This window comes from Rahnella sp. CJA17(1/100), from assembly GCF_963881615.1.
GTDB classification, from domain to species: Bacteria; Pseudomonadota; Gammaproteobacteria; order Enterobacterales; family Enterobacteriaceae; genus Rahnella; species Rahnella aceris.
Window position 1 is genome coordinate 337,030 of sequence record NZ_CAWOJA010000055.1, and the last position, 14,498, is coordinate 351,527.

Below are 14,498 nucleotides of genomic sequence, written 5' to 3' on the forward strand. Positions count from 1 at the left end.
TTCAGCATGGAAGATACATCATTAAAAGTATTGAAGGCCTGGCAGGAATATATCAAATACAGCGGCATGGAAAAAAGTAAAATCCCGGCTGACAACCTTCATGAATACCAGCAAATATATCTTACTGAACACAACGTTCGTGATGATGATGACGGGATACGTATTACGCTTTCGTCTAATACCCTTCAGCTTCTGAAACAAAAATACATTAAGTATGACAAGAAAGGTAAAGTAGAAAGTACAACACCGGTACATTTCCTTTTCCCGATCATCCGCTACAGTGAGTTCAGCAATAACAAACAAACCACGAAATACCTCCCTTTATTTTCCTTTCAGCTGAATCCTGAATTATTCATACAGGAAGGCCAGCAAACTGTTTTAATCCCGGTGAAGGATGGCACCCGCGTTTCCCCGCTGTTGTCCGCATTCAAAGAATTACTGGGATTTGATATCAGTGAGCTGGGCGAAAACCGCCATATGATGAGCCTGATCAGCGCCTTGAATGAACAAAAATATGATTCATTCCTGGGGGCATTTGCAGGTCTGAAGACGTGGATTGAACAGAAACTGGTGGGTGCAAAATGGCGAAATGCCAGACTGGAAACGGGATTCAATGCCCTGATCTGTGAATTGCATAATGAAGACTTTAATACGCAGCGCGACGGTAAAGACTTCACCTGTTTAACGTCCCGTAATGACCTTTCCGCCTTTCCTTTGCTGCAACAATATTTATGTCAGCAGGATGAGCCACTCAATAATGAAGAAATAAATAAAGTGGTCACGTTGGGGTTATTTGAGAAAAAATACCCTTTGGGGCGCGGGCAGATGCAGGCATTACAATCGGTTCAGAAAAACTTGCCCCTCGTGGCGGTTCAGGGCGCACCGGGAACCGGTAAAACCACGTTATTCAAATCGTTAATTGCGCAAAAATTGGTTGAGCGCGCCTTAGCTATTATTGACGGTAATGATCGTAATCTGGGCATGCTCATCACCTCGACCGCCATTAAAGCGGTAGAAAATGTCATTGATGATTTACGCGATGATGATGTTGTAAAAGGTCTCGACTGGTTGTATTTCCAGGCCGGTTCAAAAGAAAAAGTCCAGTCTGAAGTCATGCGCATCGATAAGCTGTTAAAAACGTATGAGCAGCATTCTGCCGATGCCCCTGCGCGCGAAGCAGCTGAACAACGTCTGTGCCATAACCGGGAAATGATTAACCACTGTTATACGCGCTATCACGCCAGGAAAAATGAGCTTCAGCAGGCCATCTCTGCGTGCGGTGACCCGACGACCCGGTTGCATGATCTCGACGCGATCCTGAAAAGTGAGCAAGACGCTTTTGCTCTGCAGGCGGAGTCTGTCGGGATCCCGGTCACTTCATTTAACGCTGTCCATCTCACCGCTGTTGCCCATTTTCTTCGTGATGAACAAAAGAATCATGCGCAAAAACTGGAAGCCTGGGAACAGGCCAATATCCGCGCCCGGTACTGGCTTTCAGTCTGGCCAGTCAGTTTTGATCTGACGGCACTCACCCGGTTTATGCAGGGAACCCTTCCGGATTTGCTCGAAGATATTTACGGTGATTATCCCCGTTCAGGTATCACCGCTTTCCTGACGCGCTTTTTCTCTGGAAAACGAAATGCCCGACGTGAAAAAGCCCAGGCCATGAATCTCACGGAGTTCACGGCATTAGGCCTCAATGATTTATCTCATCAGCAAATGGCCGATTTACTGCATTACAGTCGCGAACTGATGAATAAAAAAGAGGATTTAGCCCAACTGCAGATATTGCAAGGTCACGAGCCGGAGGCAGACAGGATCCCGAAACTGAAAAATCTGCATGAGCAACTGAGCCGTTTACAGGTTCTGGAACGCCATATTTTAGAGACCAAAGAGAGGGCGCGCGCCTTCGCACAAGATTATCCGGAGGGGGACTGGCCGGATATCCTGAGGTTACGTTTTATCCGACAACACCGCGCCATGTTTGAAGATGCCGTCGCATTCCTGTGGCAGGAGCAGTTAACCCGGAAAACCGAGCTTACGGAAGTCCTGACCGTGTGGAGAGATTTATTAACCCGCACCCGTTCGCCTCATTACTTCACTTACAGAAATGCCCGTCAGGAAGAGTTTTACCGCTTGCTTTCACTGGCTTATCCGGTCATCGCCACAACATTAGCCTCAGCGTATAAACCGGCCGGTTATGAAAACCTCGGGGATTTCGAGAAAGTAAAACCTTACCATCTGACGTTATGTGATGAGGCGGGCATGGTGTCAGTCGAAACGCTGGTTCCTCTGCTGAGCCGCAGTGAGCAGGCCATTATTGTGGGTGACCCCGCACAAATCGAGCCCATCAGAACCTTGTCGGAAGGGGTGCAAAATCAGCTACGGGAACAACACTTCGGCGATGACGACCTGCTTTATGATCGCATGTCGCCGATGTTAGTCACTGCCTATCACCGTGCAGCGGGAACATCCTCAGGCTCGGTCAATGACATCGGTAACGGCATCGTGCTTGATGAGCATCGGCGCTGCCAGCCACCGATTGCCGCCTTGTTTACTCAGCTTGCCGGTTATGAGGGCATTTCTGTAGAAACCGCACCGCCTTCTGAAGCGGTTGCCAATGCCTTTACTGCGATGGACAGTCACCATTTGATGTTTTACAGCGTGGAGGGCAAAAAGGGTCCCGCTGCAAATACCAATCTGGACGAGGTTGAAGCGATTGATGACCTGCTGACGAAGCTGGAAAGCGCCGGCTATGACCTGACGAAAGATGTCGGCATTATCACCCCTTATGCCAATCAGAAGAACCTGCTGATCCAAAAAATGGGTAACCGCCTGGGGCACTATGATTCCCTGCGAATTGGTTCGGTTCATCAATTCCAGGGAACCGGGTTTGAAGTCATCATTTACAGTCCGGTGATCCACTCGCCCCGAGACAACGACAAGTTCCAGAACAATAAGCCCAACCTGCTCAACGTCGCGGTTTCCCGGGCCAAACAACAATTTATTGTGGTGGGTAATTATGATCGTCTGATTGCGGCGGGCCGGTATCTGAAAACGCTGGCTGAAGTATGTGCTAATGATTTCATTCTTGAACTGGGAAGCCAGCACCCTAAGTTTAGCGAACTGAGCCAGAGCCCGGCTGTGGAAACCTATTACCGGGATTGTGAGCATATTGATGCTTTCCATACCGCCACTCAACAATGTCAGCAGGAGTTGATTGTTGTATCGCCCTGGCTTCGTTTTAACCGCGAAGGTGAAAACCCTCAGCTCAGTTTGTTAACTGAGGCGCGTCAGCGGGGAATCGATGTCAAAGTCTACTATGGTTACGATCATGCGAAATATGGTTTTGAGCGGGACGGGGATCCTGTGCTGATTGAGCAATATGTTCAGTCCCTTGGCAGAGAAAACGTGATCCGGATAAACGAAGGCACTCACGAAAAACTGCTGCTGGTGGATAACCAATATGCGCTGGTGGGAAGCTGGAATTGGTTATCACACGGCTATCACCAGATTTGTCGCCTTCAGGGCAATCTCAGCCAAAACATTCGCAGAGAGGTCAGCGTTAAATTACGGGATCCGGCTTTTGTTCTGGCACAGAAAGATTCTCTGCTTTGACCTTTTTACAGTAATCCCACCATATGCAGCGCCGCCTTGCAGTTATCCGTTCTGCGCCAGGCGAGCGCGATCTGCGTCGTTAATGTCTGCCCTGCCAGGGGCAGACAGCGCACATTGGTTTCATCAATCTTACTCAGCGACGCCGGCACCAGCGCGTAACCAAATCCTGTCGCCACCATACTCAGCGCCGAGGTAATTTGCGGACACTGCTGCCCGTAGCGCGGCGAAAATCCCGCCTCTTTACACGCCTGTGTCACGGCATCATAAAGCCCCGGCGATAAATCGCGGGGAAAGGTGATCAGCGTGTCGTGGCGCAGCGCTGCCAGCCGGACTTCTTTCCCCTGACTGAGCGGATGCTTCTTCGGCAACGCCACCATCATTTCCTCAATATCCAGTACCTTATAACTGAACTCCTTGCTGCGCTCGCAAGGCAGACGGATAAACGCCGCATCCAGCGCGCCCTCGCTCATCGCGGTCATCAGCCCCGCCATATCTTTTTCCTGCGGCTCCAGCACCATGCCCGGATACTTGTCACGGAAGCGATGCAGCAGCTCAAACACCTGCGGATTGAAGGCCGTTGAGGTGGCAAAACCGATGCGCAGCGTACCGTTCAGGCCGCGTGCCACCGCACGGGTACGTTCAAAGGCGGCATCGGTCAGTTTGATGATGGTTTGTGCGTCGTCGTACAGCACTTTTCCGGCTTCGGTCAGCTCAACGCCACGGGTCAGCCGCTTGAGTAAAGGGGTTCCGATTTCATGTTCGAGCCGCTGGATTTGCTGGCTCAGGGGAGGCTGGGATATTCCCAGGAGTTCGGCAGCACGGGTGAAGTGGCCCGCCTCGGCTACCGCGACAAAATAACGCAGATGACGAAGTTCCATATCAAAAACGTCTCAAAGTAAACACCTCCTTATATTGGAACTCAGGACGGAATGGGGTCAACCTTTTAGTTAGCAAAGTTAATTATTCGACGGAGACCTCCTGCATGAAAAGCCATTCTGAGTCCTGTTCCTGCGTCGCCGATATTGCCCGCACGGCGACGGCGTTTAAACATCAGCATCCTGACCGCGTGCTTTATCAGTCGTCACTGATGAGCGCCTTGCTGAGCGGCGTCTATGAAGGCGACACCACGATGGCGGACCTGCTGAAACACGGCGATTTTGGCCTCGGCACCTTTAACCATCTCGACGGCGAACTGATCGCATTCAACAGTAATATCTTCCAGTTGCGTGGCGACGGCAGCGCCCGGCGCGCCCTTCCTGAACAAAAAACGCCCTTCGCCGTCATGACATTCTTTAACCCGACTAATGAATACGTGATTGACCGCCCGCACAGCCGTGAACAAATCCACGCCGTAATTGATAACGCCGTCGCCAGCCAGAACACCTTCTGCGCATTGCGCATTGATGGTGAGTTCAGCCGCGTCGAGACTCGCACCGTACCGGAACAGCACCGCCCTTATAAACCGATGCTCGAAGCCATCGAAGCGCAGCCAACATTTCATATTGAAAACAGCCAGGGCGTGCTGATTGGCTTTCTGACACCTGCGTATATGCAGGGCATCAACGTGGCGGGCTATCACGAACATTTCATCAATCAGACACGCAGCAGCGGCGGCCATGTGCTGGATTACCAGGTTGAGTGCGGCGTGCTGACTTTCGGCACAGTCGAAAAGCTGTTGATCGACTTTCCGCAGGACAGCGATTTCCTGCACGCCAACTTATGCCCTGACGATTTAAATGATGCGATTCAGTCCGTTGAAAGTTAACAGTCCGCAGACAAAAGGAATAAAGCCATGAAAAATTCAGACAGCCAAAGCGAATGGAAATGCGGTGCGGATCTGGTCGTCGCGCAGCTTGAAGCACAGGGTGTCAAACACGTGTTCGGCATTCCCGGCGCAAAAATCGATCGTGTTTTCGATTCGCTGGTCGATTCCCGCATCAAAACCATTCCGGTTCGTCACGAAGCCAACGCCGCCTTTATGGCCGGTGCCGTCGGCCGCCTGACCGGGAAAGCGGGCGTCGCGCTGGTCACCTCCGGCCCCGGTTGTTCGAACCTGATCACCGGCGTTGCCACCGCGACCTCCGAAGGCGATCCGCTGGTGGCTTTAGGGGGCGCGGTGAAACGCGCCGACCACGTTAAACAGGTGCACCAGACCATGGACACCGTCGCGATGTTCCGCCCGGTCACCAAGTATTCCGCCGAAGTCACCTCGTCTTCCGCGCTGGCCGAAGTGCTGGCGAATGGTTTTCGCGCCGCCGAGTTCGGGCGTCCGGGTGCAGCGTTTATCAGCCTGCCGATGGATATCGTCAATGAACCGGCCAGCGGCAAACTCCTGACCTCGCAACCGCCGGTACTGGGCAGCGCGCCGCACGACGCGATATTGCAGGTCGCACAATTACTGAAACAGGCCAAAAATCCGGTTCTGCTGCTCGGCCTGATGGCCAGCCAGCCGCGCAACGCCGAGGCGATCCGCCGTCTGCTGCATAAAAGCGATCTGCCGGTCACCAGCACCTATCAGGCGGCAGGCGTTATCGATCAGGCTTCGTTCCATCGCTTCGCCGGTCGCGTCGGTCTGTTCAACAATCAGGCCGGTGACCGCCTGCTGCGTAACGCAGATCTGGTCATCACCATCGGTTACAGCCCGGTCGAGTATGAACCGGTGCAATGGAGCAACGGCAGCGCCGAACTGGTTCACATCGACGTGATGCCCGCCGAAACCGACAGCGATTATCTGCCGGACGTCGAACTGGTGGGCGATATCGCCGACACACTGGATCTGCTGACAGAGCAGATCCCACAGCGCATCGATCTGAGTGCTTCTGCTATTGCGATCCTCGACGATCGCCGCCAGCAGCGCGAACTGCTGGCCCAGAAAGGCCGCAGCCTGAACCAGTTTGCCATCCATCCGCTGCGTCTGGTGCGCGCGATGCAGGACATCGTCAACAGCGACGTCACCCTGTGCGTTGATATGGGCAGTTTTCACATCTGGATCGCCCGTTACCTTTACAGCTTCCGTGCACGTCAGGTGCTGATTTCCAACGGCCAACAAACCATGGGTGTCGCGCTGCCGTGGGCGATTGGCGCTGCGCTGGTCGATCCCAGCCGCAAAGTGGTTTCCGTATCCGGCGACGGCGGCTTTATGCAATCAAGCATGGAACTGGAAACCGCCGTACGCCTCGGCGTCAACCTGCTGCACATCATCTGGGTCGATGAGGCCTACAACATGGTGGCGATTCAGGAAGAGAAAAAATACCATCGCACCTCCGGCATCCAGTTCGGCCCGATTGATTTCAAAGCCTACGCCGACGCCTTCGGCGCCAAAGGTTTTGCCGTCACCTCCGCCGAAACGCTGGAAAGCACCCTGCGCGCCGCCATGGACGTACAAGGCCCCGCCGTTGTCGCCGTCCCGGTGGATTACAGCGATAACGCGCTGCTGATGGGGCAACTGGAGATGGGAAGGATTTTTTAGGGGGTGGGGTTCTGAGCGTTAGTTGCAGCTTTTACATTCCAGAATTGCGAGACATCCTGGAAGTAAATACCATTCATCGAGAGACAGAGCTTTTCTGGGTTGCTAAATTAAGTCAGCCCAGAAAAATACTGTACAGATATACATATTTTCATTTTGCCTCTGGGTCAAACGAGTGATAAAGTGTCACTCATTCTTCCCTAAAAGCGAAACTGTGAAATGAAAACCACTGAAGCTTCAACTATAGAACAAATCAAAAAAGCAGAAGAAAGCATGAAGATTCAGCTTGAAAGTGATAAATCACTGGTACGCCGTTTGCTGGAAATATATGACCAAAAGGCTATTGCTGAGACGCTGCGCGAGTATAACAACGACTGGTCGCGTGAATCCTTAAATCGCTGGCTTAACGGTAAAGCGACTCAACGCCCACTTACCGAATGTGAAATTATCACGCTGAAAAGCATGCTTCCAAAACCACCTAAAACTCATCCGGATTATAAATTCCGCTTTATTGACCTGTTTGCCGGGATCGGCGGTATCCGCAAAGGATTCGAGGACATTGGTGGTAAATGTGTCTTTACCAGTGAATGGAACAAAGATGCCGTTCGTACATACAAGGCAAACTGGTATAGCGACCCATTTGAACACGTATTTAATTCAGATATCAGAGAAATCACGCTGAGTGATAATCAGGAAATCGACGTTGAAGAAGCTTACCAAAACATCGATAAGCAAATTCCTGACCACGACGTACTCTTGGCTGGCTTCCCGTGTCAGCCATTCTCACTGGCGGGTGTGTCAAAGAAGAATTCTTTGGGCAAAGCCCATGGTTTCGAATGTGAGGCTCAGGGTACTTTGTTCTTTGATGTGGCCCGAATTATCGTAGCGAAGCAGCCATCCATTTTCGTGCTTGAGAACGTTAAAAACCTCAAAAGTCACGACAAAGGAAAAACGTTTAAAGTCATTATGGAAACACTTGATGAACTAGGTTACGACGTCGCCGACGCTGATATCACGGGTTCCAGCGATCCAAAAATTATCGATGGGAAACATTTCCTTCCTCAGCATCGTGAACGAATTGTATTGGTTGGATTTCGCCGTTCGCTGAACATTAGTAAAGATTTTACTCTTAAAAATATCAGTCAATTTTTCCCCCAGGAGCGCATCACCTTTAAGCAGCTCCTTCAGACCGAATACGATAAAAAGTACATTCTCACCCCACTTCTCTGGAAGTATTTATACAATTATGCCAAAAAGCATCAGGCCAAGGGGAACGGTTTTGGTTTTGGTTTAGTTGATCCTGAAAATCCAACTGTGGTTGCAAGAACACTCTCTGCCCGTTACCACAAAGATGGTTCTGAAATCTTAATTGACCGGGGCTGGGATAGAGAATTGGGAGAAACTGAATTTGATAATCCTGAAAATCAAATCAACAGACCACGTCGTCTGACGCCGAGAGAATGTGCACGCCTTATGGGATTCGAGCAGCCGGGAAAAGAGTCTTTCCGTATCCCTGTCTCTGACACACAAGCATACCGACAATTCGGTAACTCGGTTGTAGTCCCTGTCTTTGCGGCAGTTGCAAAATTACTCGCCCCCTACATTGCGAAAGCTGTTGAACTTAAATCTGATAAGGCAGCTTAACTCCAATGGCTGATGTCCACGATTCAAAGACGCGAAGAAAAAATATGCGAGCAATTAAGAATCGTGGCACAGCCATTGAAAAAAAAGTTTCGGATTTACTTGTAGAAGCTGGTTTCAGCTTCCGGGAACAAGGTCAGGATTTACCAGGAAAACCAGACTTTGTCGTTGATGACTACAAAGCAGTTATCTTTGTACATGGTTGTTTCTGGCATCATCATAATTGCTATCTTTTCAAAATCCCTGCAACCAGAACTGATTTTTGGATGAACAAAATTCAAAATAATGTGAGAAATGATCAAAGAGTTATGCAAGATCTATCAGATAATGGATGGCGTATTTTAATTGTATGGGAATGTAGTTTAAGAGGGCGCAAAAAATTGCCACATAATGACATCCTTGAACGAATTGAAGAATGGTTATGTAGCTCCACAAAAACCTCTTACATCGATACAAAGGGAATATTCACATTGCCATAAGTAGCAATGTGAATACCTAATTATATTTGATAAATAACTTTAGTTCCCTCAATAAAATCTTCGAGAGTAACAAGTTCCATCCTAATATCTTTCGGATATTTTTCATGAAGAGGTTTTGGAACAACCAAAATAACACCAGCCTCTTTCATTTCATTAAACTGATTTACTGAGACGCCCTCTTGTAAAGTAAATAGATGTACCTTTTTTATTTTATCAGCCTCATTAATTGCCTGCCTCCATCTATCTTTACAGGTTGTTTTGACAGCAAGCATTCTCAGTTTTTCTTCTGGATAGTTGAAATCATGGTAAGCCTGTCCTGAAGGGAATATAAAATCAGGTTTTTTATTACCTTCAGTAACGCATTGCGTTGAAAAATCAAATAAATTATTATCTTTGAAGATAACCTCAAGGTGGAGTTCCAGGGACTTACCCGCTCTGGATTTCCTACGATTACTAACAGAATTAGCAAGGGCTATAAATTCATTTACACTATTAAAACCATCTTTTATTTTGTGAAGAACATGAAATTCTTCAATATGAAGAAACAGAGAAAACTCCGCCTTCCTTCTCTCGAGAATAAGAGAGTCAGGGGTGGTTGATTTAAACTTAAATAAACTAGGGAGATAAGAGATTATCTCACTTCCGGAAGGAAACGTCGTAGCCCACCCATCAGGAATTTTAAATTTCTTATTTGTTTTATTTTCCTGAATGGCAGTTACACCGCCAAACACACTATCTCCGGAATTAAAAACTGATGTGCCAGGAAGGATCTCCCCTGTTATAGTCTCTAATAAATCCTCTTCTTCTATAGAGCGACAAATCCATGCTTCGAGATACATACAGTCTGAAAGTGCGGTTTGCTTTTTAAAAGCCAGAATGAGTAATGAACCTGTATTTTCAGGGTCTTGAATAGGACTTTTTTTTCCGCCCCAGGAAGTTATTCTTGATTCATTTCTACCTTTCTTCTGTTGTTTGGCCAACTTACTATTATAATAAATAGCTTTAACAGTTTGCTCTTCGATATCATGTGAAACTATTTTGGCAGACAATGGTATACTCGGGTTCTCGCAATCCACTCTATTTATTGAAGGGAATAATATATCTCGAGTAATTTTTGGGATATAAATCCCGACCTGATGACCTCCAGTAGCACCAGTATCATTAGCAGATAAGCGTTTCATGTAGATAACCCATTCAGGGTTTGCTTTTTCACTTATGAACTCATCTAAAGTTTTCAAGTTAAGCCTCTTAGTTCTATAACTTTTACAAATTTTTGAATAGTGAGAACTTTAACTTAATCTTTCAAACGAGGCTATTGGCATACATAAAAAGCGATCCTCTTTCCAAATATGGAAGCAAGTCACTGTAAATTCATCCAGACCATTTCCTTAGCATCCTGTGAAGGATAAGCTCTCATCGCTGCGGCAAAACCCGCAGTCAGAATTAGCGTTCTGTTCCAGTTTGGTGCCATCAACTCTATGAAAATAGGGTAAATGTGGTACGGTCTGCACTCACCCAAATTATGGTGGCTCAGACAGTGGCTTCTCACGAAGCACCGGATTCCAGACTGGCCGGAACGCTAACGCTGTTTGAGCTACCACCATCGGGATTAGCGTCTCTGGAGGTAGTTAATCAACTATCAGCTGGAGTACTAAAATGGAATTTTCTAACACTGCTTTTTCAAAAACCTCCGCACCGGAGGCCCACAATGCCTAACCTTTACGACAATACCCCGCTGGAACTGGAAGAGATCGTCGATCACTGTCGTGCCTTGTCTTATGCCATTGTGTCGCTGGATAATCCGCAGGCGAAAGATCTGCTGAGCTATATTCTGTGTGAACGGCTTGAAGTGCTGTATCAGACACTGGAAATGCCGATTAGCGAGGATGATGTGGTGAGCATTGACGTCGCGGAAGCACTGGCGCATTAAGCAGATTTGCAGACGTAAAAAAGCCAGCGCAAATGCGCTGGCCTGATGATCCACGAGGCATGTGAATTAGAAATCGTAGAAGACGGTAACCCAGGTAGCGTCTGCTTCGTCGTCGGTGGTGTGCGCTAATGTGCGCTCCACGTAAACAGACAAACCGTAACCGATGGTGGTACCCGCGCCCAGATAAACGTGGTTCGCGTGATATTCTTCGCCGCCTTTCAGTTGCAGGGAATCGGCTGCAACGTATGGCTGGATCGATTTCAGGAACGGCTTGTCGATATTAAAGGTATAACCGACGAAACCTTCCACACCGTAACCGCTGCCTGCGAAGTAATGATCGACAGGATTTTCACGGGTGCTCGGCACGAAATCTTTGTAATAGCTGCCGGTCCCGACGATGTACCAGTTATTTGGCTGCCAGGTTAAAGCCGTACCAGATAACTGTTGATGATAATCTTTTTCGTTATATTGATTATCTTTAACCGTGGCATCAGTCAGGCTATAAGCCGCACTCCAGACTAAATCTTTGGTGAGTTTATAATCGAACCCTAAACCGCCACCATTATTGCGGCGATAATGCTGATTCTCGCCCGCCTGAATTTCGTCTTCCGGCAATAAATAGTTGGCATATAACGTCACAGGGCCAAAGTCGTTGGTATATTTCAGGCTACTTTTCGGCTTATTCGCGCCATCGTAGCTGCCGTTAATACCAATACCCGTACCGCCCGCATGACCATCGTTATCCCAGACGTCACTTTTAATCCCGACAACGGAATAATAAATACCGTACTGGTGGCCGTAGGTTAATGTCCCGTAACGATCGTCTTTAAAGCCCGCATATAACTGACGCTGAGTATCACGCTGACCGCCTTCCGGATAATGATCATTCATACCCAGAAGGTTCGCCATGTCCACACCCAGCTCGTAGTAAGCGATGACGGAGGTGTCTTGCGTCAGTTTATAATCACCACGGAAGCGGAAACGGGTGCCGCCATCGTGACCATTTTTATAATAACCCGGTTCCGGGCCGTTATTGAAAATCCACTCTGGGCGGATGCTCCCGCCGACCTGCAAGCTTAATGGCGCCAGCAAAGCATTACTTTGAGGATTTTTATCTAAAACAGTAATCTCGGCTTGCGCACTGGCAGATAATGCCGACAGCACGACGCCGCCAATTAAGATTGACGCTTTTAAATTGCTCATTATTACCCTGTCTTTATTATTTATGTGATGTGTGTGCGGTCTTGCGCCGCGTATAAATAATTAACATAGGTATGACGGGGGACAAAGTGAAAATTCAGAAAGTTCCCTATAAGAGAAAAATATGTTTAGGTGAATTATTAAACAAACAGGTTTTTAAATGTAACTCATAGAAACATTATTTGTATTATTGATTAAACAGGTATCAATACGATGAGTAATCCATCAATCGTAAATGATAAGAATACCAGAATTGAAATATTTAATAACAATTACATCGAAAAAATAGCATCAATAAGTAAATCATGCCAGCGTGATAATAACACTACGTGACAACCCACCGCTTTCATTATTTTAATTTGAGTGGTTTTCAACATCGCCAGAATAATATCCGGTAAACACTGTTATTTATTCACCCATTTCAATTTTTATCTCATGAATAGCGTTCTGGTGGTGAATATCCCCAATTCCCGGAACGGATTTTGCGAGACACATTCCAGATCTGACAACAAAACACTGTAAATATAAACAGGTTATTTCTTTGGCGTACGAACAGGCATAAAGTTCTCTGGCAGCGGCAATCACCTCGCCAGTACCGGGGGCCTCGACTCACTGACAATGGAATGACTTGTATGACTGATTCTGATAACCACACCGCGTTCACTACTAACTCTATCTCCGTCTTTCGCTCGCTTATCGCCGGGCTGGATTTCAGTCACTTTGATGATGCTCAGCTGTATGACCTCAATGCGCTGGCGTCAGAATCCGCCGGCGGATTATGTCAGGGGCTGTTGTGTTTAAGCGAAGGACTGGAGAACAACGAGATATTGCTCCCGGAAGGGATTGCGCAGGTCAGCGATTATCTGAAAGCTTCCGCTCACCTGATCCCTGTGCTCTTTGAATTATGCGAGCAGGCCAACAGCGGGCTCGCAAGAAGCAAAAAGCTTACGGTGTATCCGATGAACTGACACGCGCGGCGATATCCTGCATAACATTACGCGCTGTTTGGCTGATTCCACCGAGTTGGAAAAAACCGTGGATCACCCCCAGATAGCGCTGTGCGGTGCAATTCACGCCCTGCTCTGTCAGCCGGGAGAACAGCGCTTCACCTTCATCGCATAGCGGATCGTATTCCGCCGTGATGATGTGAACCGGAGGCAACCCAGAAAAATCATCACGCCATAACGGGCTGACTTCTGGATGCATGAAATCCGTTTGCGGATAATAAGCTTCGAACCCGCTGAGCAGCGTGTCGCTGGTCAGCACGTAATCATCGCCATTGCGCTTGTGGCTGTCAGATGCTGCCGTCGCGTCCAGCATCGGGTAAATCAGTACCAGCAGATGCGGCAGCCACTGCCCGGTATTTCGCAGGCGCAGCGCGGTGATCAGAGCCAGATGTCCGCCTGCGCTGTCGCCCATGAGTGTTATCCGGCTGCGTTCAACGCCAAGCCTTTCCGCGTTCTGCCAGATAAAATTTGCCGCCAGCTCTGCGTCGTCATGCGCCGCAGGATAAGTATGTTCAGGCGCTAAACGATACTGAACCGCAATCACCCGGCAGCCACTGTAATAAGCAAGCTGACGCAGCTGATTTTCATGCGTTGCAAAACCGCCACTGACAAAACAACCACCGTGATAATAGATAACGGTAGGCAGTGCGCCTTCTGCATTCAGCGGCGAGAAGATGCGTAACGAGATGCCGTCGATAACCACATCCTCAACCTCTGCACGTGGCTCAATATCACCCGCTAAAACCGTGCTGGCGATATATCCGGCGCGGCGCTGTGCAAAAGTCTGACTGCGCGACGACGGGCGACCTGCAGCGATGAAGTCATTAACAAGCGCGGCGATTGCGGGTTCCAGTGCCATGAAGAATTTTCCTGATTTGGGGGTGGGTAATTATTACATCAGTGTAAATCGCATGAGAGGGGGTGGAAAGTGCACAAAAAGCCCAAATGAACTGATTTTAGACATAAAAAAAGCCACCCGCAGGTTAATGCCGGTCACTTAAGGTGACCGGCATTGTTTTTTAAGGGATATTTCGACCTTTTTTCTCTCACTTCCCTGACATATTCACGCTCACGTCTCGAGGGCAGTTTTAGCATCGCTGCGTTGCTGTAAAAATGCTTCAGATGACCCGGGATGGCTCCCGCTGATGCCCACGGCA

The 14,498-nt window shown here is 48.5% G+C and carries 11 protein-coding genes and 1 pseudogene; 7 read left to right on the forward strand and 5 right to left on the reverse strand.

Translation table 11 applies throughout. The annotated features are described in order from the left end of the window. Window positions 1-6 precede the first annotated feature (6 nt). A complete protein-coding gene (locus AACU55_RS20550) occupies window positions 7-3,618 on the forward strand; it encodes an AAA domain-containing protein (RefSeq protein WP_134706005.1) in 3,612 nt (1,203 codons plus the stop codon). 5 nt (window positions 3,619-3,623) lie between these two features. Here AACU55_RS20550 and AACU55_RS20555 read toward each other — a convergent pair whose 3' ends face one another. Then, the gene (locus tag AACU55_RS20555) at window positions 3,624-4,496 is read right to left on the reverse strand and encodes a LysR family transcriptional regulator (RefSeq protein ID WP_013577134.1); all 873 of its coding nucleotides are present in this window, start codon (window positions 4,494-4,496) and stop codon (window positions 3,624-3,626) included. Window positions 4,497-4,600: 104 nt separating this feature from the next. Here AACU55_RS20555 and budA point away from each other — a divergent pair, with 104 nt between their 5' ends. The 4 genes from budA to AACU55_RS20575 all read left to right on the forward strand — a co-directional run bounded on the left by budA (window position 4,601) and on the right by AACU55_RS20575 (window position 9,204). After that, window positions 4,601-5,383, forward strand: a complete 783-nt coding sequence (gene budA, locus AACU55_RS20560; protein ID WP_134706006.1) for an acetolactate decarboxylase — start codon at window positions 4,601-4,603, stop codon at window positions 5,381-5,383. 27 nt (window positions 5,384-5,410) lie between these two features. Then, window positions 5,411-7,087 (forward strand): acetolactate synthase AlsS, encoded by a 1,677-nt coding sequence (gene alsS, locus AACU55_RS20565; protein ID WP_112197408.1) that lies wholly within the window; start codon window positions 5,411-5,413, stop codon window positions 7,085-7,087. 216 nt (window positions 7,088-7,303) lie between these two features. After that, window positions 7,304-8,728, forward strand: coding sequence for a DNA cytosine methyltransferase (locus AACU55_RS20570; RefSeq protein WP_134706007.1), 1,425 nt, complete (start codon window positions 7,304-7,306; stop codon window positions 8,726-8,728). Between the two features lie 5 nt (window positions 8,729-8,733). Next, window positions 8,734-9,204, forward strand: coding sequence for a very short patch repair endonuclease (locus tag AACU55_RS20575; RefSeq protein WP_134706008.1), 471 nt, complete (start codon window positions 8,734-8,736; stop codon window positions 9,202-9,204). A 20-nt stretch (window positions 9,205-9,224) separates the two neighbouring features. On the opposite strand, the gene AACU55_RS20580 is transcribed toward AACU55_RS20575, so the two are convergent. Then, window positions 9,225-10,442, reverse strand: a complete 1,218-nt coding sequence (locus tag AACU55_RS20580) for a type II restriction endonuclease (RefSeq protein WP_134706009.1) — start codon at window positions 10,440-10,442, stop codon at window positions 9,225-9,227. Between the two features lie 470 nt (window positions 10,443-10,912). Here AACU55_RS20580 and AACU55_RS20585 point away from each other — a divergent pair, with 470 nt between their 5' ends. Further along, window positions 10,913-11,134 carry a hypothetical protein gene (locus AACU55_RS20585; RefSeq protein ID WP_013577139.1) on the forward strand — a complete coding sequence of 74 codons (222 nt, stop codon included), beginning with the start codon at window positions 10,913-10,915 and terminating at the stop codon, window positions 11,132-11,134. Window positions 11,135-11,200: 66 nt separating this feature from the next. Here the strand turns inward: AACU55_RS20585 and AACU55_RS20590 are convergent, their stop codons facing one another. Next, window positions 11,201-12,337 (reverse strand): porin, encoded by a 1,137-nt coding sequence (locus AACU55_RS20590; RefSeq protein WP_112151027.1) that lies wholly within the window; start codon window positions 12,335-12,337, stop codon window positions 11,201-11,203. Window positions 12,338-12,966: 629 nt separating this feature from the next. Here AACU55_RS20590 and AACU55_RS20595 point away from each other — a divergent pair. After that, entirely contained in the window at window positions 12,967-13,302 is a 336-nt protein-coding gene (locus AACU55_RS20595) for a hypothetical protein (RefSeq protein ID WP_134706010.1), read from the forward strand. Here the strand turns inward: AACU55_RS20595 and AACU55_RS20600 are convergent. Together AACU55_RS20600 and AACU55_RS20605 are read right to left on the reverse strand one after the other, a co-directional pair. After that, window positions 13,280-14,200 carry an alpha/beta hydrolase gene (locus tag AACU55_RS20600; protein WP_134706011.1) on the reverse strand — a complete coding sequence of 307 codons (921 nt, stop codon included), beginning with the start codon at window positions 14,198-14,200 and terminating at the stop codon, window positions 13,280-13,282. The genes AACU55_RS20595 and AACU55_RS20600 overlap by 23 nt on opposite strands. Window positions 14,201-14,334: 134 nt before the next feature. Next, window positions 14,335-14,498, reverse strand: a pseudogene (locus AACU55_RS20605) (IS4 family transposase); the annotation flags it as partial.